Consider the following 25,321-nt stretch of genomic DNA (forward strand, 5'->3'; position numbering starts at 1 on the left):
GATGAGAAAGTTCAGAGAGAATATATTGAAATTATTAGTATATCTATCAGCATTATTTACAATAGTATCACTAGTAGTTATAGTAGGATTTATATTTATAAAGGGAATCGGAAATATGAATTTTAACTTCTTATTTAGTAATTATTCAGCATCAGGTGATGGTGGTATATTCCCAATGATAATTACAACATTATATACTGTATTGGTTTCTATAATTGTAGCAACACCAATAGGAATCTTAGCAGCTATATATTTACAAGAATATGCTAAAAAAGGAAAAGCAGTTACAGCTATAAGGTTTGCCACTGAAAGTTTGTCAGGAATACCATCTATAGTTTATGGGTTATTTGGAGGAATTTTCTTTGTAGTTACCTTAAAAATGGGATATTCAATAGTTGCAGGGTCACTTACAGTTGCAATAATAATATTACCAGTAATAATTCGTACAACAGAAGAAGCTTTAAAGACAGTTCCTCAATCATATAGGGAATCATCTCTAGCATTAGGAGCTACTAAATTTCAAACTTTATATAAAGTAGTACTTCCAAGTGCAGTACCAGGAATTTTGTCAGGAGTAATATTGTCAGTTGGTCGTATAATTGGAGAATCAGCTGCTATACTACTTACAGCAGGTACTGTAGCTAAGATGCCAGGAGGAATATTTGATAGTGCAAGAACACTAACTGTACACTCATACTTACTAACTAAAGAGAGTGGAGACATAGCGACAGCAGCTAGTATAGGTATTGTTTTAATAGTAATTGTATTAGTATTAAATATGTTAGCAAGATTTGTTGCTAAGAAGTTAAATAAGGCTAATTATTAAATTTAAGAGGTGTGAATGATGGAATTAATCAATAAAATAAAAATGAGTGTAAAAGATTTGGATTTATTTTATGGTGACAAACAAGCTCTAAATAAAATAAATATGGATATAAAAGAAAATAAAGTTACTGCCTTAATAGGTCCATCTGGATGTGGAAAATCTACTTTTATAAGAACATTAAATAGAATGAATGACCTAATAGAAAATGTAACAATTACAGGGACTATTTCCGTTGATGGAGAAGATATCTATACTTCAGATGATGTTATAAACCTTCGTACAAAAGTAGGAATGGTATTTCAAAAACCCAATCCATTTCCTATGAGTATATATGATAATGTTGCATATGGACCTCGTACGCATGGGTTAAGAGATAAAAAGCAACTAGACAAGATAGTAGAAGAAAGTTTGAAGGGAGCAGCTATTTGGGAGGAAGTTAAAGATAGGCTTAAATCATCTGCATTAGGATTATCTGGAGGACAACAACAACGTATATGTATAGCGAGAGCAATTGCTATGAGACCAGAAGTTATACTTATGGATGAACCTACATCTGCTTTAGACCCAATTTCAACATTAAAAGTAGAAGAACTTATAGAAGATTTGAAAAAGGACTATACAATAGTCATAGTTACACATAATATGCAACAAGCTGCTCGTATATCAGATGAAACAGCTTTTTTCCTAAATGGAGAGGTTATAGAATTTAGTGATACAAAAACTATGTTTACTACTCCTGTGGATAAAAGAACAGAAGACTATATAACAGGTAGATTCGGTTAAAATATATAACTATAAAGGAGTTAGACAATGGTCAATAATAGTTTAGATATAAGTATTGATACTTTAAAAGAGCAGACAGTACTTATGATGGAAAAATGTGAAGAGGCAATAGAAAAGTCTGTAACTTGTATGATAGAAAAAGATTTAGAGGGTGCAAGAAAAGTAGTGGATGATGATGAAGAAATAAATAAATTGAGAGAAGAAATAAGAGATAAAAGTATAGAATTAATAGTGCTAAAACAGCCAATGGCGAGAGACTTAAGATTTATTTATTCTTTGGGAAACATATCAATAGAATTAGAACGAATTGGAGATTATGCAGCAAATATAGCTAGAGAAATGTTGAAAATAGGTGGAGAAGCTTATATAAAAGAGTTGATAGATATACCTAAAATGGCAAAGGAATGTAAGAATATGATGTCTCAAACTAGAGAGGCTTTAATATCATTTGATGCAAGTATAGCTTATAATGTTGGAAGTAAAGATGACATTGTAGATGATTTATATGAGCAAGTACAAATTGATTGTTTAAAAATAATGCATGAAAATTCAAATACAATAGATCAAGGTGTAAAACTTTTACTTATAGGAAGATACCTTGAACGAATTGGAGACCATATAACAAATGTATGTGAAAAAATAATCTTTGCAATTGAAGGTAAAATGGTAGAGATAGGATAAAAAACTGCTTTATAGCAGTTTTTTTATTGTCTAAATTAAAAAGCAATTGTTAAAAAAATGCGATTAATGGGTAAATTTAAAAAATTGTGATATACTAGGAACATATTAAATATGAGGATGCGTATTTTATATAAGGTGCTTTTAGGAGGTGGAAATTTGAAACTTCAAAAGATGGGTATGAGGACTATAAAGACAGGAATTAGTGTAACTTTATGTATGCTTCTTGGTAATTATTTAGTTGAGAATATGTTTTATTCTCTAGTAGCATGTATAATTTCTGTTCAGGACACAGTGAAAGGTTCTTTAAAGACAGGAATCAATAGAGTAGAAGGTACTATTTTGGGTGGTATAATAGGATTTTTATTTGCTATCACCAAAGCAGGAGACCCATTTTTATGTGGTCTTGGTGTAATGTGTTCAATATATCTATGTAATCTGTTTAAAATAAAGTCAGTAGTTGTTGCCTGTGTCACTTTTCTAGCCATACATCTAGGTGTAGGAAACAATGACCCCGTATACTATTCTTTACACAGGGTATTAGATACATCTGTAGGAGTTTTATTTGGTGTACTCGTTAATTATTATGTTGCTAGACCAAACTACCTAAATAGTGTTATAGATGAGTTTAAAAAAATAGAAGAACTTTCAATGTTGCTTATTGAAGAAAAAATACTTAGAAAAGAAAATCTAGATGTAGAAAAATTTGAAGAAGAAGTAGAAAAATTGGAAGAAATATATTCAAAACTTATCGACGAGCTAGACTATAGTTTAAGTGAAACCAATATAGAAAAAATAGAAAATGCCTTAAGGATATGTAGAGAAATCCACTTTCACATGCAATCTATAGAGTTACTAGAAAATAAACTCTATTTAAAAGAGCATACATATAAATACCTTAAGAAAACATATGGTGTGGACGAACTGGATTGGAATGTAGATGAAGAAAAAAGTCCAGTCTTTAACTATCATTTAATGAAAATAATGCTTGAAATAGAATTATTGAAAAAATTAAATAAGTCATATCAATAATAGTCAATAAATAATAAATAAAAAATAGTATCTTTGTAAATATTAAACATATATAAGTTTAATTTACGGAGGTACTATTTTTTATGAATACTATAAATGATAATTCTAAAATATTAGAAAGATACAAAATGAAGCTTTTTGGAGAACTTGTAAAGGCAGTATGGAATGAGGATACAGAAGATATTGAAAACTTGCCTGAAAAAATTTTAAGTGAAGAGTTAAACGAAAATTTAGATAGTCATTTTGATAATCAATTTGACAAAGATACTATGGTGAATTTAATCAGGGTAACTATGGGATTGGATGTAACAGGAGATACAGATAAAAACCTAAAAGATGCATTGCACGAAGCTGTAAATTTGGATGAAGTAAAAAGACCAATAATATCTATAATATCAGATGCTTGTAAATATTGTGATGAAAATAATAAAGAAGATGAGTCATGCAATATAAGAAATAAGCATATTAATTGTAATGAGGAAGATACATGTAGTGCCTGTGGTGATTGTGTGTCAAGATGTAAATTAGGTGCGATATCAGATAAGATTGAATTCATACCAATGATAAAGCTATTAAAAGATATAAAGAGTCCCGTATATGCAATAGTCGCACCAGCTTTTGTAGGTCAATTTGGAAAAGATGTAAGTCCTGGTAAGTTAAGAACTGCATTAAAAAAGATAGGATTTGAAGATATGATAGAAGTTGCTTTAGCAGCAGATATGCTTACTGCAAAAGAAGCATATGACTATTATGAGCATATGAAAAAGGACGAAGAAGGATGCTTTATAACTAGTTGCTGTTGCCCTATTTGGGTTAGCTTAATACAAAATAGTTTTCCTCAAATATTAGATAAGGTATCACCATCTGTGTCACCTATGATTGCTTGTGGTAGAGCTGTAAAGATTTTAAATCCAGAGGCTAAAGTTGTATTTATAGGCCCTTGTATGGCAAAGAAGAAAGAAGCAATGTTGGAAGATATAAAGGATGCAGTTGATTTTGTACTTACGTTTAAAGAATTACAGGAAATATTTGATGCATTAGAACTAAATCCAGCAGTAATGGATGAAAGTAATAGAGTAGAAGCATCTCTTTCAGGTAGAGTTTATGCTAGAACAGGGGGTGTAAGTAAAGCAGTCAAATTATCAGTTAGAAGAATTGATAAAAACATAAAGTTTAAAGAAAAAGCATTTGAAGGAACAAAAGAATGTATGGATGGTCTGAAGAAAGTTTTAAATAAAGAGATAGAGGCTACTTTCATAGAAGGAATGGGCTGCGTAGGAGGTTGTGTGGGAGGTCCTAAGCGTATTTTAAGTGTAGAAGAAGGTACTAAGAATGTTGATGAATACAGTGAAAGTACAAATATGGAAACACCATTTGATAATTTAAATGTTCTACAATTTTTAACTTCTATGGGAATAAAGAGAGTAGAATCATTGGGAGAAAAAGAAGAAGAACAAGTAAAGAAAATATTTAGCAGAGACATAAAAAGTAATAAGAAGGACAATAAATATAAAAAATAATTTTTTTAGTTTGAGTTTATGTTTTTATAAAAAGGGAGATATGGGGGATGAAAATTAAAGATAATAAAACTGTTTTTCATGTAATTATACGTGTATTTCTTGTAGCTGTTTTAATTTTAACTGGGACATTATTAGAAGAAAAAATTAACAATGTTCCAGTTGAAAATCTCAATACAAAAGATAAAACTACATTAGAATTACTTTCTCAAAATAACACTTTAGGAGAAATTATATATAAAACATCTCAAGAAGAGAGGAAAGGACCAGGAGCTACATCTGAAAAAGTTGCATACATAACAATAGATGATGGACCATCAAAATATACAAATGCGTTGCTCGATATTTTAAAAGAAAATGATGTCAAAGCGACATTTTTCATGCTTAATCAAAATATGAAAAACCACAAAGAAGAGGTGAAGAGAGTCTTAGAAGAACAAAATTCGATAGGATTTCATAGTGTAAGTCATGATATACATAAGTTGTATAAGAGTCCAGAAGTAACAGTTGGAGAATTTGACACATGTAATAAAACGCTACAGGATATAACTGGTCAAAGCTCAAAGTTAATAAGACTACCATATGGAAGTAAGCCATATATGCCAGAAGGTTCATACGATAAGCTTATGGCAAATAATTACCTAATTTGGGATTGGAATTTAGATACACAAGACTGGAAATCGTCCACAAGTCAAATAGTTAGTAATATTTTATATTATGGAAGAAAAAGAGATGAATTAGTAGTATTAATTCATGAAAAAGAACAAAGTGTAAATGCTTTAAATAATATGATAAGAATTTTAAAAGAGAGAGGATATACTATATTGCCAATTACAGAGAATGTTATGCCTAAAAACTTCTGGCAAGAAAACCTATAGTGAACTTTAAAAAATATAAAATAAAGCATTTATAAAATATAATACATAACTTAATTACATTTAAAATATTATAGTTAAAATGTCATATAGGAAAATAACATATAAAGTGAAACTAACATAAAATTGATAAAATAGTAGTAAAAATGTCAATAAAGTAATAGAATAATTATTGACTATGTAAAACAAAATAATTTAAAAAAATAGTATAGATTATAATAATTAGCATAGAATATAAAAAATGATAATTGGGAAAATTCAGAAAAAATAAAATAAAAATAATTGACAAAGAGAATAATATTTGTATATAATAATATATAATATTAAAGACTAAGAAGAAGAGGAGTAAGTAAATACTACTAAAAGAGAGGAAAATTCACTGGCTGTAAGATTTTCTAAGTATAAGGTTTGCTGAATGTAGCTTTGGAGTTTCTAAACTGAACTATTAGTAAGTTTAGACGGTTAGAATCGTTAAATTCTTTGAGAGTCAAAGTTATTAAGATTGTCATTAACTATTAATTTAATTATGTGTTGATGAATTTTTAATCTTTGGAATTAAGGTGGTAACGCGAGCTTTTCGTCCTTTTAAAAGAGGATGAAAGGCTCTTTTTTATTCCCAAAAATATTTAAAAAATTTATTTATAAAAATATAGGAGGCAATACAATGGAAAATACGAACTTATCAAAAACTTATAATCCTAAAGATTTTGAGGCTAGGCTATATAAAAAATGGATGGATGAAGGGTATTTTAAATCTAAACCAAACCCAGATAAAAAACCATTTACAATAATGATGCCGCCTCCAAATATAACAGGTCAATTGCACATGGGACATGCTCTTGACCATACTCTTCAAGATATACTTATTAGATGGAAACGTATGGATGGATATGAAGCTTTTTGGCTTCCAGGAACTGACCATGCTTCTATAGCAACTGAAGTTAAAGTTGTTGAAAGAATAAAAAAAGAAGAAGGTAAGACTAAATACGAAATAGGAAGAGAAGAATTTTTGAAGAGAGCTTGGGCATGGAGAGACGAATTTGGAGGAAAAATAGTTAATCAGCTTAAACAATTAGGAGATTCTTGTGATTGGGATAAAGAAAGATTTACTATGGATGAAGGTTGCAATGAAGCAGTTATAGAGTTCTTTGTAAACCTATATGAAAAAGGACATATATATAGAGGGAATAGAATAATAAACTGGTGTCCAGACTGTAAAACTACTTTATCAGATGCAGAAGTTGAGCATGAAGAGCAGGATGGAAACTTTTATCATATAAAATATCCATTAAAAGATAGTGAAGACTTCTTGGAAATAGCTACTACTAGACCTGAAACAATGATAGGGGATACTGGTATAGCTGTAAATCCAGAAGATGATAGATACAAACACTTAATAGGAAAAACAGCAATACTTCCATTAGTAGGAAGAGAACTTCCAATAGTTGCAGATAGTTATGTAGATTTAGAGTTTGGAACTGGTGCTGTTAAGATGACTCCAGCTCATGACCCTAACGATTTTGAAGTAGGTTTAAGACATAATCTTGAGCAATTAAATACAATGAATGAAGATGGAACTATGAACGAAGTTTGTGGAAAATATGAAGGTATGGATAGATTTGAGTGTAGAAAAGCCATCATAGCAGACTTAAAAGAACAAGGATATCTAATCAAGATAAAAGAGCATAATCACAATGTAGGAACTTGTTATAGATGCCATACAGTAATTGAGCCTAGATTATCAGAGCAATGGTTTGTTAAGATGGAAGAACTTGCAAAACCAGCTATAGAGATTCTTAAAAAAGGAGAATTAGAATTTGTTCCAGATAAATTTGATAAAACTTATTTACAATGGTTAGAAAATATAAGAGATTGGTGTATATCAAGACAATTATGGTGGGGTCATCAAATACCAGCTTACTATTGTCAAGAGTGTGGAGAAATAGTAGTTGCTAAAAAGATGCCAGATAAATGTCCTAAATGTGGAAGCACTCATTTTAAACAAGATGAAGACGCACTAGATACTTGGTTTAGTTCTGCATTATGGCCTTTCTCTACCCTAGGATGGCCAAATAAGACAGATGCATTAGATTATTATTATCCAACAAGTGTACTTGTTACAGGATACGATATAATATTCTTCTGGGTAGTTAGAATGGCATTTGCAGGTATGTTCTGTATGAATGAAAAACCATTTGACCATGTACTAGTTCATGGCTTAGTAAGAGACTCTCAAGGTAGAAAAATGAGTAAATCTTTAGGAAATGGTATCGACCCATTAGAAATAATCGAGCAATATGGAGCTGATGCACTAAGATTTACATTAACAACTGGAAATTCCCCAGGAAATGATATGAGATTCTATATGGAAAGAGTAGAATTTGCTAGAAACTTTGCTAATAAATTGTGGAATGCATCAAGATTTGTATTTATGAATATTGATGAGGAGATAATTAAGAATATAAATAGAGAAAATGTAAAAGATAATTTAACTCTAGCTGACAAATGGATAATATCAAGAGCCAATAATATTGTAAAAGAAGCTACTAATAATATGGATAAATTTGATTTAGGGATAGCATTACAAAAGATATATGATTTTACTTGGTCAGAATACTGTGACTGGTATATTGAAATGGTAAAACCTAGATTATATGGAGACGATACAGATGCTAAGTCTGCTGCTTTATATACATTAACTTATGTACTTGAAAAAATATTAAAATTACTACATCCATATATGCCATTTATAACAGAGGAAATATACACTCATCTTCCTACTGTTGAAGGTTGTATAATAGTATCTGAATGGCCAAAATATAATGAAGAAGATAATATGGTTGATGAAGAAGAAATGATGAGTTTATTAATGGAAGGTATAAGAAGTATAAGAAATGTGAGAGCAGAAATGAATGTACCACCTTCTAAGAAGGCTAAATTAATAATAGTACCAAGTGAAGATAAAATAGAAACTATTGAACTTGGTAAGGATTATTTTATAACTTTAGCATCTGCTTCAACTGTTGAGATAGCAAAAGACAAATCAAATGTACCAGAAGATGCAGTTGGTGTAGTTATTGATGGTGTTGAAATATTCATACCTCTTAATGAATTAGTTGACTTTGAAAAAGAAATTGAAAGGCTATCTAAAGAAATGAAAAAGTTAGAGGGAGAGATAAAGAGAGTTAATGGAAAACTTGCAAATCAAGGATTCTTAGCAAAAGCTCCTGAAAGCTTAATAGAAGAAGAAAAAGCTAAAAAAGAAAAATTTGAAGAAATGATTAAATCTGTTGAGGAAAGATTAGCAAATTTAAAAACTAAAGTAAAATAAATGTGTGGGATAAAAACATACAAAGAGTACTAAATATGTATTCTTTGTATGTTTTTCTTTCTATGTAGATAAATATGATGTTATAATTTTTTAGAGATATGTGATATTTTTATCTTATTATGACTGTATTAATTTTATATTTTTGAACTTTATAATCAATAAAAAATTGATATATTATAATATTTAATATAGGATAATAAATACATGTTGCGTTTGTTTTCCTATATTTTTTATGTTGTATAGTTAAAAAAAAAGATAAATATGTCAAAAAATAAGTTTATATATCAAAAATAATTGTTATGAGTAATTTAATCGACAATTTAAATTTATATCAAAATTTAAATATAAAGCTAGTTAGATACAGTTTGTAAATTGAAATAAAGTAAACTAAATGATATTTTAGATTTGGAGGTGATATTATGTTTAGGGTAGTTATATGTGATGACGAGAAAATACAAAGAAGCATACTAAAAGAGTTTGCAGAAAAACTGTTGTCTGAAAGGTGTCTAAATTATCAAATATTGGAATTTTCCTGTGGAGAAGATTTACTCTCCAAATACCCAGAAAAAATTGACATTATATTTTTGGATATCCAAATGAAAGATATTAATGGAATCGAGGTGGCTAAAAAAATAAGAAAATTTGATGAAAAGGTAGAGATTATATTTACGACAGCTTTTTCAGAGTATGCCCCACAAGGTTATGAAGTTCGTGCTTATAGGTATTTAGTAAAACCTATAGAGTATAGTAATTTCGCAATGGGTGTAAATCTTTGTATTGACAACCTTCAAAGAAAGAAGGAGCGTTATATAGTTTTGTACAATAAAAAAGGATTTAACAGAATACTGATAGATTCTATTTTGTATGTTGAAACTGTAAAGAGAGATTTAGTTGTACATACATCAGGTAGAGATTATAAAGCTAATATGAGTATGAAACAAGCGGAAAAGTTATTGTGTGAAAATGGCTTTTTTAGATGTCATACAAGTTTCATTGTTAACTTGAGAAGAATAGAAGATATTGGAGACAATATGATTACTATTAATGAAAAATTTATACCTATTAGTAAGTACAGACTTAAAGATTTAAAAGCAACTTTAACAAGCTTGTTATGTGATATAATGTATTAATTTTGAAAAAGGTAAAGAAATATAGTAAAAAATATTTAATGTCATCACAAAGCTATTGATTCAAAGCTGTCTTAATGTAGAAGAAATTTTCTATATTAAGACAGTTTCTATTATGTAAAGTGGTAATTTAGTAGTTATCAATATTGTTTTATATGTAAGGTATCCCAATTATAATCTGCATTAATTTAATTTTTAAATATTAACCTCAATATAGTATATTTTATATTTTGTACTATATCATATGTTGTATATAGTATTATAATATAATTCCAAATAAAAATATGGATATTGCACCTACAGCTATTGATACTGCAATAGATTTAAATTTATAAGCTACTAATAGTACTATTATGCTTGAAATAATCTTAGGATTAGTAAATGAAAGGTATAGATTATCTCCATTAAAGAAAATATCTTTTGCTATTAGTGAACTAAGTATAGCAATAGGTATAAATTTCATGATATCTTTAATAGATTCAGGCATATCATTTTTTGAGAATATTATCATAGGTAAAATTCTTGGAATATAAGTAACAATTGCCATGCCTAAGATAACTATAATTATGTAGTTATTATTCATAGTTGCCTTCCTTTCTATGTGTTAATTTTTGAATATAAAAACCAAATAAAGCAGATAAAATAGATGCTATTATAATAACTAAACTATTCTTAAAGAAAGTATATAAAACTACTGATAATAATATAGAAAGTATAGAAACAAGTACATATATTTTATTTTTAATTTGATTAACTATTAGAGTAATGAACATAGCTGTCAGCAGAAAGCCAGCAACAGAATCGCTTATATGAACAATCTCTCCAAGAAATGCACCCACGAAGCAACTTACAGCCCATACTATTATACAAAGGTTATTTAAGTATAAAGCATGTGTATCAGTCCAATTTCCATAAGTATATTTTTCTAAGTTTATAGCAAATGTTTCATCTGTAACACCATGACAAAAATACATTAAAAATTTCATGTTCTTATTTTTTATGTGCATATGTAAGTTAGAGCTCATTAGGAAGTTGCGAAGATTCAATATAAATGTAGTTAAAATTATTGAAGTAATACTTCCGTTTGAAGCGAGCATAGAAGCAGCTACAAATTGTGAGCTACCAGCAAATACTATAAATGACATAAACAATATATAGAAGGCTGGTAGACCTGATTTTTGAAGCATAATACCACAAATAAGTCCTAAGGGAATATATCCTAGAAATATTGGGATTGATGCTAGAAAGCTTTCCTTTAAGATTTCTCTTTTTGACATGTCTTTTTTCAAATACAATCACCCCTTAAAAATAATGAATATTTATAAAATTCTATAAATAATTGTTTCATTTTATTATAGCTATTTTAGCTAGTTATATCAATGATTAAGATGGTAGCCTGTAAGTATCAAAAATTCACTTATAGTCTGTAGAACTTATGGTAATGATTTTATAAATAGTTTAATTCTATTAAAAGATTTCCTTTTATGCAATTTATTTATTGAAATATGATATAATGTATAGATATATGGTATTATTTAACATGCAAGAGAAATTTTATTTGATTGGATTTTTTAGATACTAACAAAATATAGTTTTTTAATATTACTTACGGATATTAATTTTTAGAATAGTGCTTAAATGGGTTGTACAACATATAAAGATAATTATTCCCCTAGATAAATAGAATTAAGATATATAACATTTAAATTACAAAATATGAAATATAATTAATTGTGAATAATAAATAATAAAATATACAAGGGGATTGTCTAATAAAAAAGACAGTCCCCTTTTTACAAATAATTCTAAAATGTGATATAAATCTAAAAATTTTATCGTAATATTTAACAATTTAATGACAATAATTGATATAATTAAGATGAATTAAGTATATAGTGTACTTATTTTACGTTTTTAGCAACAAATATAGCATTTAAAAGATAAATTGTGCCACATAAATTAAAGTTTAAGATGAACTATTAATGTAGATATATTAAAAACTTTTAGTAATGGAGAATATATGTGATATGAATAATAAAGTTAAGGTTGCAGTATTAGATACAGGAATAGATAAAGAACATGATTACTTAAAAGATAACTTAGTTGGAGGAATTGCTTTTGAATGTATGCATGACTATATCTTTATATCAGACAAATTTGATGATGAGGATGGTCATGGAACTGCTTGTGCATCAATAATAAAAAAGGAGTATGAAGATGTAGAACTATTTGTGATAAAAGTTTTAGGTAAAGATAGTATTGCAAATATAAAGGTTCTTGAAGAGGCATTAAAATACCTTTTGGATACTAATATAAGACTGATTAACTTAAGTTTATCAGTTATAGGTGTAGAAAGTGTTAAAGGTTTATTTGAAGTTTGCTATGAATTGTTTAGAAAAGGAAAGATAATAGTATGTTCCTTAGCCAATAACTTTGACTTGAGTTATCCAGCTATGTTTAACAATGTTATAGGTGTAAGGGCTTCTACTTTAGATATAGAGAATTCTTTTTGGTACAATAAAAAATATGATGTTCAATGTGTTATGGATAGTAATTCATATATAAGTTGTGATATAAATAATTCTTTCAGATTGCCACCAAAATGTAATAGTTATGTAGCTGCAAAATTTACTGGGAAAATAGCTAAAATATTGTCAGAAGAACCAAACATAACAGTATCTGCGTTAAATAAAAAACTTGAGTCTCTAGCAACCAAAAATTGTTGGAGTAGTCGTGATTTAGATAAGTATAGTAGGATTCCAGATTTTAAAGTGGATTTATATGATAAGGAAAATGCTCTGCTTATGGAAGTTGCGGATGTTATTAGAGAGTGTTTAAATACTGAAGCTGAGAATGAAAAATTATTTCAATGTAGTCTTTTTAATAAAGAGATAGGATTAGTTTATGATAATTGTTTTAATCTATTAGAAAAATTAGAGAAAAGATTTGATTTGAAATTTAATTATATGGATATATCAAAATATGACTTAGTTTCAATATATACATTAACTGAATTAGTAGAAAGATATAAAAATACAAAAAATAAATAAAAATTTATTAACTAAATTTAATGTAGAAGGTGTTAGATTATATGTATTCTTTGTCAGTAGATTAAAAGTTAAAAATATACTATAATTAGATAACATAAAATAAAATGCCAATACAGGGGGAATTAGATAATGAAATATGAAGAAGCATTAGAATATATATCACAAACCAATAAGTTTGGTATAAGATTAGGGTTAGAGAATATTGGAAAATTATTAGAACTGTTGGAAAATCCACAAGAAACTTTAAATATAATACATGTAGCTGGAACTAATGGAAAAGGTTCAGTGTGTTCTTTTATTTCTAATATATTAAGAGAAAGTGGATATAAGGTCGGCTTATACACATCTCCATATCTAGAAACTTTTACTGAGCGTATAAGAGTAAATGGAGAGAATATACCACAAGAAGATGTTGCTAGAATAATTGGTTTAATAAAAGAAAAGATAGAAGTCATGGTAAGTCAAGGTTATGCATATCCAACTGAATTTGAAGTGGTTACTGCAATGGCATTTTATTACTATTCCGAGCAGAAAGTAGATTTTGTAGCTTTAGAAGTTGGATTAGGTGGAAGATATGATGCTACAAATATAATAACAAAATCACTTGTAAGTGTAATAACATCTATAAGTTTAGACCATACAGGAATACTTGGAGATACAATAGAAAAAATAGCATATGAAAAAGCTGGTATAATAAAGGAAAATGGAATAGTACTTGTATATGACCAGACTGATGAAGCAAAGGATGTTATAAAGTCAGTTTGCAAAGAAAAAAATGCAAAATACATAGAAGTTAATTTTGATGATATAAATATAAAAAAATCAAACATAAACTCTCAAATATATGACTGTAATATAATGGGAGAAACTTATAAGAATCTTGAAATAATGTTGATAGGTGAACATCAAATAAATAATTCTATATTGGCAATGAGTGTACTAAAATATCTAAAAGATATAAAAAAATTAGATAATATAAGTGAAGAATCTATAAGAAAAGGTCTTATAACTACTAAATGGCCAGGAAGAATAGAAAAGATAAAAGAAAGTCCAATATTTATAATAGATGGAGCACATAACGAAGATGGAGCAAAATCTTTAGCAAAAGCACTTGATAAACATTTTAAAGACAAAAAACTAACTTTATTAATAGGCATGTTGGAAGATAAAGATATTGATGGTGTCTTGGACATACTAATGCCTAAATTTAGCAAAGTAGTGACAACAACTCCTAATAATCCAAGAGCTATAAATTCAGATATATTAAAAGAAAAAATATTAAAATATGTAAGTGATGTAACATCAAAGCATGAAATAGAAGATGCAGTTAATTATACATTGGAAACATCAAACAAAGATGATATTATAATAAGTGCAGGTTCTTTATATATGATAGGCACAGTTAGAACTTTGGTAAAGAAATTATAATCTTATAAAATAAATACATAGATATAAATATATGGATATAAATAAAAGATATATAAAGAGGAGTTGGCTAAAATAATAGACAACTCCTTTTTTAATGAAATCAGTTTTTAGATTAGCGTATCACTATATATTAGTAATATCTATATAGATTGACGAATAGCTTTAGATAATTGGTCTGGGCAAGAAGTACCCTTACCTCCACAATCAATACCATTTAATTTATCAGCAATTTCAAGAGCATTTTGACCAATTATTAAACTCTTAAGCCCTAATAAATTTCCATTACATCCGCCTATAAACTCAGCATCAACAATCACATTATTTTCATCAACTTCAAAAAACATCTCTCTACAACAAACACCACTTGGGTTAAAAGTAACCTTCATAAAAAAGACCTCCATTAATTATTATTTCATTGTGTCAACATCAATAATAATACCAAATATATGTATAATAATGCAACTATAAAGCATAATACAAGCTAATAAAATAATATATTATTGTAGTATATGTATTGTAGAGAGGAGGGGTTATGTGAAAATCTATATTTCTAACTACCTATCAAAGAGCATTAGTATAGTTGATTATTCTACACTTGAACTAGAAAAAGAAATAGTATTAGAGGATAATATATATCCACATCATTTTTGCATAGAAAAGGAAAAAAATTTGATATACATACCTAGTTCGAGCAATGGAATACTATATGTTTTAGACTTAAGTAATGATAAAATAATTGATACTGTTTCTATAGGAGGAAGTCTTAGTCAAGTTATGCTTAGTGATAATGAGCTATTTGTAGCAAATGAAGATTCAAATAGCATATATGTGTTGGATAAAAATACATTAAATCCAATAGGAATCATTGGTGTTGATAATATGCCACATGGATTTGATTTTGACAGAGAGAGTAAAAAGTTATATGTACCATGTATAAATTCGATAGTATGTATAGACACAATAAATAAAAGTATACAAAAGAAAATCAATATGGACTTTAGAGCATGGCATATAGCACTTGATAAACAAAAGAAAGAAATGTATATATCAACACTTGATGGAAAGCTTGTAATAGTTGATGAAGTAAGTATGGATATAAAAAAGGTATTATATGAATTCTTATTGCCAGTAGAAATAAGGTTTAATTATAGTGGGAAAAAAGTTTATGTTGCTGACTTGGGTTATAATAATGTAAGAATTTTGGATTATACAACAAGTAAATATATTGGAAATATTGAAATAGATGGAATTCCTCAGGGATTAGAAATATCTAAAGATGAAAAGTTATTATTTGTATCAGATACTCAAGAAAACTCAGTTAAAGTATATGAAACTGCAAATAATAAATTAATAAAAGTAATCAAGGTAGGAAAAGAGCCTACAACTATAGTTTGTTTGTAGGCCTTAATGTATGTCTCTTATAAGTAAGTCGATAACTTCAGCATACATATAAGATGCATTGTTTTTCCAATTGTTACAAATAAGTTTTGCTTGTTTCTCTGATGAAACATTTAGATTTAAATCTATTAAGTTAGATTGATTTTCTATGACTCTAAGATTGACAATAAATTCATTATCACTTTGTTTTACGAAGCTAGATTTTACTTGAGTATCTGCTAGTAAATTTTCTTTATTAGAATCTATATACTTGTCTATTTTTTCAGTAACACTAGTAGGTATTCGATTAAAAAAGTATTCTAGACTTTCTACACCTCTTTGAGTAAGAGCATAATATTCTCTGTCAGAGTCTTTATATGTAGTCAAAAACTTAGATTCCATAAGCTGAGATAAAAGCTGTTGTAATGAAAAGTAATTCATCATTTCAGTCTCTAATACTACTTGAGTTATTTGAGAATTAGTTAAATCCATTTTAATTTTTTCCAATATATACAAAATTAAAAGTTTGTGATAAGCTAATTCTTCAGATGAGTTTTCAAACATAAATATCATCCTCCGTCAAACTATTTCTATATATAATATATTAAACTAATTTATACAAAATTAAAAGAATAATTTGTATAGTATCATTAATCTTTAACAAATTAGATAAAATTAATTTTATAAATGAAGACAAGAAAACAGGGCTACCAATCGGCAGCCCTGTTGATACCCAGGTGTCAAAATTTACTATCTATTTTCCAGCCATTTGTCTTTCAGCCATTTCAACTAATTTCTTAGTCATGTATCCACCAACATATCCATTTTCTCTAGCTGTTAAGTTACCTTTGTCTATGTTTTCATAGTTAGATAAACCTATTTCGTTAGCTATTTCTAATTTCATTTGATTTAAAGCTGCTTTTGCTTCTGGCACTACTGTTCTGTTTGAATTTGACATAGTAAATTTCCTCCTTAAATAATTAGTTTATGATGTCTAACAACACTTTTATTTATGTGATGTTAATACTAATTTCTCCAAAATAAAAATAATATATACAGAAAAATAAAGGTAAAAATGTAAAAAATATAAAAAAATTAAAAAAAGTAGTATTTTAAAGGATTTAATTGGCCTAATATAGAGTTTATTTTTTTATTTGTTGTCCTATAAATTAAATATTACAGTACTTTTTTGAGCTAAAAAAAAATAAATTTTAAATATAGAAGAATTTATTTAAAAGGGGGAACAGTATGAAAAGAGAAGTTAAGAGAACTAAAGCTTTAATATATAGTGTTTTATTTTTTTCATTATTATTGGTACTAATATTTGCTCTTGTTTATGGAATAAAATATGTGTGCTCTAAATCTGATAACTCAAAAATGCCTATATATAGAGTTGATACAAATGAGAAAAAGATAGCTCTGAGTTTTGATGTTGCTTGGGGAACTGATAACATGGATGATATTCTTAAAATTTTGGATAAACATAACATAAAAGCTACTTTTTTTCTAGTTGGTAGTTGGGTGGATGATAACAAAGAAATTGTTAAAGCTATAGATGAAAAAGGACATGAGATTGGAAATCATTCAAATACACATGCTAATTTAAAAGAGATATCAAAAGAGGATATAAAAGAAGAAATAGAAACTACATCGGAAAAAATATTTAGCATAACAGGTAAAAAGACTAATCTATTTAGACCACCTTTTGGAGACGTAAACAATAAAGCTATGGACATTTGTGGGGATTTAGGTTATAAAGTAATTAAGTGGGATGTAGATTCGATAGATTGGAAAGAGCTTGGCCCAAATCATGTAATTGAAAAAGTAATAAAAGAAGCTCAGCCTGGTTCAATAGTTTTATTTCATGCTAATATAAATGATGTAGATAACTATTTGGACACCATAATAAATAGACTTAAAAAAGATGGATATAGCTTAGTAAAAATATCTGATTTATTATATAAAGACAATTACATAGTTGATTCTAATGGAGTACAAAAACTAAAAAATTAATAATTAATAAATGTATATTTTTAGCAGTGTTGTGGGAAATTATATAGTATATGTTAGAAAAGTGTCGATAAAAAGACGGTGTCTGTTTTTTGACACTTTTTTATGTATGTATGTAATATCAATAATTATAGATTAAATCAGTAAAAAAAACGTCTAATAATTGACTTTTTTTTATTGGGTTTAAATGATTAAATTGAATTATAAACGCTGTAAGATAGTATTTTCAAAGGGTATAACTTTGTTTAAAAGTTGGCATAGAAATTGCTTTGATAATAAGCGATATGTTCTATAGAAATAAACAATATGTTAAAGTCTTGTAATAGAAAAACAAGATTAATATTATTTGAACAGCTTATAAAAAAAATTAATATATTTAAGGGGGCGTACTAGTTGAACAAACTATATTCTATTTTATTAAAACAACACGTTGGTGGTCCAGATAAGCCAGTAGTAAGTGTTGGAGATGTAGTAAAAAAAGGAACTCTAATCGCAGAACCAGCTGGATTAGGAGCAAATATTTATGCCAGTGTTAGTGGAAAAATAAGTGAAATAAATGACCAAGCTATAGTAATTGAAGCTGATGAAGCACAAGATGATACTTTTGAACCATTAAAAGGAGAAAGTATACTTGACTTAATTAAAGAAGCTGGAGTTGTAGGAATGGGTGGAGCAGGATTCCCTACTCATATAAAATTAAACATAGATTTAAAAGGTGGAACAATATTAGCAAATGCAGCTGAATGTGAACCTTTACTAGCTCATAACATAAAAGAAATAGAAGAAAATCCAGAAATAGTTTACAAAGGTATAAAATATGCTATGGAAGTTACTAATGCTGGAAAAGGTATGCTAGCAATAAAAAGCAAACATCCAGAAGCAATAGCAGCATTCAAAAAAGTAATAAAACCAGGAGATAATATAGAAGTTGCTGAACTAGTTGATATGTACCCAATGGGAGAAGAGAGAGCTATAGTAAGAGATGTTCTAGGAAAATTACTTGAGCCAACTCAATTACCTTCAGAAGCTAATGCAGTAGTAATAAACGTGGAAACATTAACTAGAATAGTAGAAGCTGTTGAGCAAAAAAGACCAGTTATATCTAAAAATATAACTGTAGTTGGTCAATTAAACAGTGGAAAAGAATCTATAGTATTTGAAGATGTGCCAATCGGAACTACTGTTGGAGAATTAATTGAAAGAGCTGGTGGAATAAAAGGTGAATATGGTGAAATAATCCTAGGAGGACCTTTTACAGGAAAAGCTACTACTTTAGATACTCCAATAACTAAAACTAGTGGTGGTATAATAGTTACTATGCCATTTGTTAATGAAAAGAGAAAAATGGGTCTTTTAGTCTGTGCGTGTGGACCTAACGAAGAAAGAATGAGAGACATAGCAGCTAAAATGGGCGTTACTGATATAGTATCAGTTCAAAAATGTAAACAAGCTCAAGAAATAAAAGGTGCATTAAAATGTGAAAATCCAGGACACTGTCCAGGACAAGCTCAAAAATGTATAGAATTTAAAAAAGCTGGAGCAGAAGTTATATTAATAGGTAACTGTACTGACTGTAGTAATACAGTAATGGGTTCTGCACCAAAATTAAAATTAGGTGTATATCATATAACTGACCATGTAATGAGAACAGTTAATCACCCATTAATAAGAAGAATAAAAGGTGACGTAAGATTAAAAATAAAATAATTAATTAATGTAAAATCATATAATAAAAACATCTTTAGAAGTGAGTCTTAAAAATTACTTCTGAGGATGTTTTTTTATGTAATATATAAGTTGAATTTATAAAATATGTAAATGAAATGGAAAAAATAGACAAAAATTAATCTATATTGTATAATAATGACAATAGCTATTAAAATTATATCAGACAAAAATAGTAAAGCTCAAGTATGTGATTTGTGTTGACATATATAAATTAAATTTAGTTAACTATCCAATAGAGTAAAAGTTTTTGTGTTATTTAAAGATACTCCATGGTATCTTTTTTAGTATAGAAACGAATTTTTGTCTTATTTTTGTCTTATATTAGAAAAATTATTTTGAAATATTAGTTTGTATTTTAATACATTCATAAAAAGTGCACTTAAAGAGTTAAAGCATTGAACAAAATATTAAAAAAATAAAAATTACAAAAACCTATTTATAGAAACTTTGAAGTATATCTTAAATTTGGGCACTTAAGGGATATATGGAGTTAGTAGTGCAACCTGCTATAAATATAAATAGGAGTAACTTTTAATTATCAAAAATATATAAACAGATATAATAAATTACATAAATCATAGTAAATATAAAATATATTTTTGAAATAGCTCCCTACATTCATAAAGAGTGTAGAGTGGCAGAACATCTGCCCAAAACTCCTTTAATTGCTGGAAGTTCCTAAAGCTAACTAAACCACAACATAATCATGAAATAAGGATAGATGTGATAAAGTGTCTATTTGATAGATACTTGATGGTTACGAAAGTAGAAAAAATTAGTTAGATAGCATAAGGTTAAATCCTAAGTGCCTTAAAAATGGATAATCAGCAGGTAAGCTTCGAAAAGAAGAAACTTCAACGACTAGAGAGAAATCTCGTACCTACAAGTGTGGGGAAATGGGGAGTACCTAATTATTAGGTAATGATATAGTCTGTGCTTAATAGAAATATTAAGAAGTTCATTAGAGAACTGGTTAGGATTAACGACCCTAATTGAACACGCTAAAGATGTATTGTGGAATCAAATCTATACAAGAATATAATATTTTGAATTATATTAGATAGATACAATATATATTTTTAGTATCAGGAGAATTTTGAAAGTAAAAATTAAAAAATCAAGCATAATTAGTTTAGCCATCGCTTTTAGTATGGTATTTGCTACATTTACGCCAATAGTATCTTACGCTGCTGAAATGAAGGGCAAAGATGTAGTTCTTGATGGTGAGAAGCCATCAGAGGGACAAACTCCAGAGGGAGAACAACCATCAGAGGGACAAACTCCAGAAGGAGAACAACCATCAGAGGGACAAACTCCAGAGGGAGAACAACCATCAGAGGGACAAACTCCAGAAGGAGAACAACCATCAGAGGGACAAACTCCAGAAGGGGAACAACCATCAGAGGGACAAACTCCAGAGGGAGAGCAACCATCAGAGGGAGAACAACCATCAGAGGGGCAAACTCCAGAGGGAGAACAACCATCGGATGAACAAACTCCAGAAGAAGAACTAGTAGTAGAAGAAATGAACTTAAAGCAAAATATTGAGAAAATTCTTGATATGACTTTATCTCAGATAACTAAAATTGTATATAATTTCTGGGAAGATGAAGAATCTGTAAAAACAGATGAACAATCAGAAATTAGACAAGTACTTACTTCAAAAGATCAAAATTTACATCTATGGTATGATAAAAAAGCAAAAGTAAAAAATACATGTTTACTAAAAGAAGATGGTTCAAATAGACCTTATTATGATATAAGATTTGATGATATTACAAAGACGTTAACTTTTGATTATATAGTAGAGGGTCTTATAGGCGCAAGTACTAAAGATAACAAATATATAATAGATGGAGAAGATGGCGAACAAACTGCATTTTGTTATAATAATAATCTAAAAGCTCCAACCAGTGATGGTAAGAGTCCATATTTACCAGCAGAAGATTTTAATGGTCAAGAAAATAAAAATGAAGATGCAATTAAATCTATAATCTATGCAGGTTCTGAATTTGATGGATTTGGATATAAACAACAGTTCAATTTAGGTGGAGAAGAAAATGAAGGTGCAGTTTATTCAGCAACTCAAAGTGCAATATGGATTATGCTTGGACAAGTGGATGAACAAGCAAAACTTAAACAATATCAAGGAAGTATAAACTTTTATGATATACTTATAGAAAGTGCAAAGACTGAAGAAGAAAAAGTTGAATATCAAAAAGGTAAAGAACAAGCAATAAATATAAAAGCTTATTTAGAAGCATTGTTAGATGCAGGTCATAAACAACTAAAACCAGATGATACAGGAAAACCTAGCCTAAGCAATGGTTCAACTGATATTAAATTTGATAAAAATGAAGATGGAACTTATGAAACAGAAGCTATAGCTTTAGTGGGTTATAGTGGTGTAGTTAAGTTAAGATTGCCAAATGGAGTAACTGCCTATGACGAAGAGGGCAATATAATAGGTACAGGTGAAGTAGAAGTTTCAACACAACATAAATTTAAACTTAAAAGTGTTGAAAAGCCAGATTCAAAGGCTAATATCTCTGCAGTATCTTATGATTATATTTTCCCTAAAGCTATTCAATATTATAAGTCAGTTTTTGATTTTGGAGAGAAAGACCATTCATCTTTATTACCAGCTAGTAAGCAAAATTTATTGAGTTATACAATAGAACAAAAGAATGGTGAAGAAGTTAACTTTAATATAGGTTTACCAACAGATGGAGGTTCAGATGTAAATCCACCAGTGCCACCAACAGATGATACTGTAAATCCACCAGTACCACCATCAGGAGGAGGAGACTCAAATGGACATAAGCCATCACCACCAACAGATGACACAGTGATAAATCCACCAGTGCCACCAGCAGATGATACTGTGATAAACCCACCAGTACCACCAACAGATGATACTGTGATAAACCCACCAGTGCCACCAACAGATGATACTGTGGTAAATCCACCAGTACCACCATCAGGTGATACTGTGGTAGATACATCAGTACCACCAACAGATGATACTGTAATAAATCCACCAGTACCACCAACAGATGATACTGTGGTAAAATCACCAAAAACAGGTGACGAAACTCAAATAATGTCATATGTATTTATTGGCATAATTGCAATTTGTGGATTAGGGTATCATTGTAAAAGAGCAAAAAATTAATCTAGATTATTACTTATTAAGTTTAAAAATACATTGTCTCAAATTGATTTAAAAATCGTTTTGAGACATTTTTTTTGCGTAAGTATAACTTATTTTAAAGTGTACACTAACTGTTTTATGAATAGAAAAATGGTTTGAAGGTGAAAATAGTATTGAAAAAGTAATGTACTAAGTATATAATTCATTTGATTTTATTTGTATGAATTAAAAGTCAATTTTAGTGATTATACAAATTTAGATATTAATCTCTTAAGAAATTTTAATATTAATTATTCAATAAATTATTATTATAATATGCTAGAATAAATATATATAAATAAGTTTTGATGAGGTACTACTATAAAGGGGGGACTTTATGTTTTCGATACCAGAAGTAAAAAAAGTAGAAGAAGTAATGGATACAAAATTTACAACTATAGACGAAGACACAAAAATAGAAAGTGCAATAAAAGAAATGATAAGAAGTAATACAAAAACTCTAATGGTAATAGATTCATCTAGTGAATTAAAAGGAATTATATCTATGACTGATATACATAATCTTTATGAGATGCATAAAAAATATGAAGGCCAACCAGTAAAACTTATAATGAAAAAAGATGTTATATATGTCAGTGAAGGCTTAACCTTAGATGAGTGTAGAGATATAATGATATTAAAAAATATAGGTATTCTTCCTGTGCTTAGAGATAATAAAATCATTGGTGTCTTGAAACAAGAGCATATTAGAGATTATTTATACATGCATTTAGAAGATTATGGATTAACTTTAAAATACATTATAGGTCAGATTAAAGAAGGAATTTGTGCTATAAATAATGAAGGTGTTGTAATTTTATGGAATAATTTTATGGAAGAAAGGTATGATATAAAGTCTGAAGACATAGTGGGTCGACCGATGAACGAGTTTTTGGAAAATACTATTTCAGAAAAAGTACTAAATAGTAAAGTCGGTATGAGTGATTTATATTTTACTGACAAAAAAGAAAACATGTATGCATTAGTTCATGCAAATCCTATATTTTATAAAGAAGAATTCATTGGTGTTGTATGTACTGAAGTAGACGTTACAGAAGCTAAGATATTAGCTCTTGAACTTGAAAAAGTAAATGATACATTAAAATATTTAAAAGATGAAGTAAAAAATTTATCTAAAGGTAGCTTTGACAAGATTTTAGGTAAAAGTTATAAATTGGAAAAATCGAAAGCGATTGCAAAACAAGTAGCTAGAACCAACAGTAGTATATTCATTTGGGGCGAAAGTGGTACAGGTAAAGAAGTATTTGCTAGAGCTATTCACGATTATAGTGAGAGAAAAGGTCAATTTATACCTGTTAACTGTAGTGCTATACCAAATGAATTATTTGAGAGCGAATTTTTTGGTTATGAATCAGGTGCATTCACTGGAGCAAGTAAAAAAGGTAGAATAGGTATATTTGAACTTGCGAAGGATGGAACAGTATTTTTGGATGAAATCGCAGATTTACCTCTTAGTATGCAAGCTAAATTGCTTAGAGTATTGCAAGAAAAAGAAATAAGACGAGTTGGTGGAGATACTACAATAAAAATAAATCCTAGAATAATATCAGCTACTAATAAAGATTTAGAAAAAATGGTAAAAGCAGAAAAATTTAGAGAAGATTTATATTATAGATTAAATGTTGTAGAAATAAAAATACCACCTCTTAGAGAGAGAAAAGAAGATATAGGATTATTAGTGCATAGTTTCTTGGAAGAAATATGCAAACAAAACAATAAGCCTGTTCTTACAATAAGTAAAGATGTAATTGATATATTTCAAAATTATAGATGGAAAGGGAATATAAGGGAATTAAAAAACACAATTGAAAATATTGTTGTCCTATCCCAAAATCCTAGAATAGAAGTAGATGATGTACCAAGCTATATGATGGATTCTAGAAATAACAATACAGAGGAAGAAGAATATCCTCTAGATTTGACGAAAGCTACTCAAAAGATTGAAGTAAAAAATATAACAAAGGCACTTAAAATGTCTAATGGAAATAAAGCTAAAGCTGCTAAAATATTAAACATACCAAGAACTACGTTATATTATAAGATAGATCAGTATAAAATAGATGTGTCTAAAATATGACACATGACTAAATTTTGACAAAATAATAATCTTTAATTTGAAACCAAGCAAAATCAATGTTTGGAGTAGTATGATATATGTGACTGTGTTAAAAAAAATAAAAAAGTGTTGATTAATTGACACTTTTTTTGTTTTGAGAAAATGTTTCCAAACATAAAAAACAGGGTGTTGTAAATAAATAGTTATATAATATTTGGCTAAAAATAGCGATAGAGGAAGGTTGTATTATAGAAAATATCTTTTTGTTAATAAGTTGGCATAGGAATTG

At 28.4% G+C, this 25,321-nt stretch carries 20 protein-coding genes, 1 riboswitch and 1 other annotated feature; of the genes, 15 read left to right on the forward strand and 5 right to left on the reverse strand.

Features of this window, described 5'->3' with window-relative positions; translation table 11 throughout:
• The first annotated feature begins 1 nt into the window (after position 1).
• From pstA to rgaR, 8 genes are all read left to right on the forward strand, one after another.
• The gene (pstA, locus tag JJC01_03145) at positions 2 to 826 is read left to right on the forward strand and encodes a phosphate ABC transporter permease PstA (protein UDN58878.1); all 825 of its coding nucleotides are present in this window, start codon (positions 2 to 4) and stop codon (positions 824 to 826) included.
• Between the two features lie 18 nt (positions 827 to 844).
• Complete coding sequence (gene pstB / locus JJC01_03150) at positions 845 to 1,609, forward strand: phosphate ABC transporter ATP-binding protein (GenBank protein UDN58879.1); 765 nt, start codon at positions 845 to 847, stop codon at positions 1,607 to 1,609.
• Between the two features lie 27 nt (positions 1,610 to 1,636).
• On the forward strand, positions 1,637 to 2,290 hold the full coding sequence (phoU, locus tag JJC01_03155) for a phosphate signaling complex protein PhoU (GenBank protein UDN58880.1): 654 nt from the start codon (positions 1,637 to 1,639) through the stop codon (positions 2,288 to 2,290).
• A gap of 156 nt (positions 2,291 to 2,446) precedes the next feature.
• On the forward strand, positions 2,447 to 3,319 hold the full coding sequence (locus JJC01_03160) for an FUSC family protein (GenBank protein UDN58881.1): 873 nt from the start codon (positions 2,447 to 2,449) through the stop codon (positions 3,317 to 3,319).
• An 83-nt stretch (positions 3,320 to 3,402) separates the two neighbouring features.
• Complete coding sequence (locus tag JJC01_03165; GenBank protein UDN58882.1) at positions 3,403 to 4,839, forward strand: iron hydrogenase; 1,437 nt, start codon at positions 3,403 to 3,405, stop codon at positions 4,837 to 4,839.
• Between the two features lie 47 nt (positions 4,840 to 4,886).
• Positions 4,887 to 5,714, forward strand: a complete 828-nt coding sequence (locus tag JJC01_03170; protein UDN58883.1) for a polysaccharide deacetylase — start codon at positions 4,887 to 4,889, stop codon at positions 5,712 to 5,714.
• Positions 5,715 to 6,034: 320 nt separating this feature from the next.
• Positions 6,035 to 6,299: a binding site (T-box leader), on the forward strand.
• Between the two features lie 76 nt (positions 6,300 to 6,375).
• On the forward strand, positions 6,376 to 9,042 hold the full coding sequence (locus JJC01_03175; protein ID UDN58884.1) for a valine--tRNA ligase: 2,667 nt from the start codon (positions 6,376 to 6,378) through the stop codon (positions 9,040 to 9,042).
• Positions 9,043 to 9,461: 419 nt separating this feature from the next.
• Positions 9,462 to 10,172 (forward strand): two-component system response regulator RgaR, encoded by a 711-nt coding sequence (gene rgaR, locus JJC01_03180; GenBank protein UDN58885.1) that lies wholly within the window; start codon positions 9,462 to 9,464, stop codon positions 10,170 to 10,172.
• A gap of 256 nt (positions 10,173 to 10,428) precedes the next feature.
• Here rgaR and JJC01_03185 read toward each other — a convergent pair whose 3' ends face one another.
• Positions 10,429 to 10,752, reverse strand: a complete 324-nt coding sequence (locus JJC01_03185) for an AzlD domain-containing protein (GenBank protein UDN58886.1) — start codon at positions 10,750 to 10,752, stop codon at positions 10,429 to 10,431.
• Positions 10,745 to 11,446 carry an AzlC family ABC transporter permease gene (locus tag JJC01_03190; GenBank protein UDN60113.1) on the reverse strand — a complete coding sequence of 234 codons (702 nt, stop codon included), beginning with the start codon at positions 11,444 to 11,446 and terminating at the stop codon, positions 10,745 to 10,747. Before JJC01_03190 ends, JJC01_03185 begins: the two co-directional genes overlap by 8 nt.
• 732 nt (positions 11,447 to 12,178) lie before the next feature.
• Between JJC01_03190 and JJC01_03195 the strand changes: the two genes are divergently transcribed.
• On the forward strand, positions 12,179 to 13,219 hold the full coding sequence (locus JJC01_03195) for a S8 family serine peptidase (GenBank protein ID UDN58887.1): 1,041 nt from the start codon (positions 12,179 to 12,181) through the stop codon (positions 13,217 to 13,219).
• A 129-nt stretch (positions 13,220 to 13,348) separates the two neighbouring features.
• Complete coding sequence (locus tag JJC01_03200) at positions 13,349 to 14,647, forward strand: bifunctional folylpolyglutamate synthase/dihydrofolate synthase (GenBank protein ID UDN58888.1); 1,299 nt, start codon at positions 13,349 to 13,351, stop codon at positions 14,645 to 14,647.
• A 140-nt stretch (positions 14,648 to 14,787) separates the two neighbouring features.
• Here the strand turns inward: JJC01_03200 and JJC01_03205 are convergent, their stop codons facing one another.
• Positions 14,788 to 15,033 carry a TIGR03905 family TSCPD domain-containing protein gene (locus JJC01_03205; protein ID UDN58889.1) on the reverse strand — a complete coding sequence of 82 codons (246 nt, stop codon included), beginning with the start codon at positions 15,031 to 15,033 and terminating at the stop codon, positions 14,788 to 14,790.
• A 148-nt stretch (positions 15,034 to 15,181) separates the two neighbouring features.
• On the opposite strand from JJC01_03205, the gene JJC01_03210 reads away from it, so the two are divergent.
• Complete coding sequence (locus tag JJC01_03210; protein ID UDN58890.1) at positions 15,182 to 16,048, forward strand: YncE family protein; 867 nt, start codon at positions 15,182 to 15,184, stop codon at positions 16,046 to 16,048.
• Between the two features lie 3 nt (positions 16,049 to 16,051).
• Here JJC01_03210 and JJC01_03215 read toward each other — a convergent pair whose 3' ends face one another.
• Positions 16,052 to 16,588: a DUF4364 family protein gene (locus tag JJC01_03215; protein UDN58891.1), complete on the reverse strand. Its 537-nt coding sequence runs from the start codon at positions 16,586 to 16,588 to the stop codon at positions 16,052 to 16,054.
• A 190-nt stretch (positions 16,589 to 16,778) separates the two neighbouring features.
• On the reverse strand, positions 16,779 to 16,982 hold the full coding sequence (locus JJC01_03220; protein ID UDN58892.1) for an alpha/beta-type small acid-soluble spore protein: 204 nt from the start codon (positions 16,980 to 16,982) through the stop codon (positions 16,779 to 16,781).
• 290 nt (positions 16,983 to 17,272) lie between these two features.
• Here JJC01_03220 and JJC01_03225 point away from each other — a divergent pair, with 290 nt between their 5' ends.
• From JJC01_03225 to prdR, 4 genes are all read left to right on the forward strand, one after another.
• A complete protein-coding gene (locus JJC01_03225; GenBank protein ID UDN58893.1) occupies positions 17,273 to 18,037 on the forward strand; it encodes a polysaccharide deacetylase family protein in 765 nt (254 codons plus the stop codon).
• A gap of 390 nt (positions 18,038 to 18,427) precedes the next feature.
• Entirely contained in the window at positions 18,428 to 19,741 is a 1,314-nt protein-coding gene (gene prdC / locus JJC01_03230; protein UDN58894.1) for a proline reductase-associated electron transfer protein PrdC, read from the forward strand.
• A gap of 452 nt (positions 19,742 to 20,193) precedes the next feature.
• Positions 20,194 to 20,279: riboswitch (cyclic di-GMP riboswitch) on the forward strand.
• Positions 20,280 to 20,858: 579 nt separating this feature from the next.
• On the forward strand, positions 20,859 to 22,937 hold the full coding sequence (locus tag JJC01_03235; GenBank protein ID UDN58895.1) for a Cys-Gln thioester bond-forming surface protein: 2,079 nt from the start codon (positions 20,859 to 20,861) through the stop codon (positions 22,935 to 22,937).
• Positions 22,938 to 23,292: 355 nt separating this feature from the next.
• The gene (gene prdR / locus JJC01_03240) at positions 23,293 to 25,053 is read left to right on the forward strand and encodes a sigma-54 dependent transcriptional regulator PrdR (protein ID UDN58896.1); all 1,761 of its coding nucleotides are present in this window, start codon (positions 23,293 to 23,295) and stop codon (positions 25,051 to 25,053) included.
• Positions 25,054 to 25,321: the final 268 nt, after the last annotated feature.

It is taken from the genome of Clostridioides sp. ES-S-0010-02 (genome assembly GCA_020641055.1).
GTDB lineage: Bacteria > Bacillota > Clostridia > Peptostreptococcales > Peptostreptococcaceae > Clostridioides.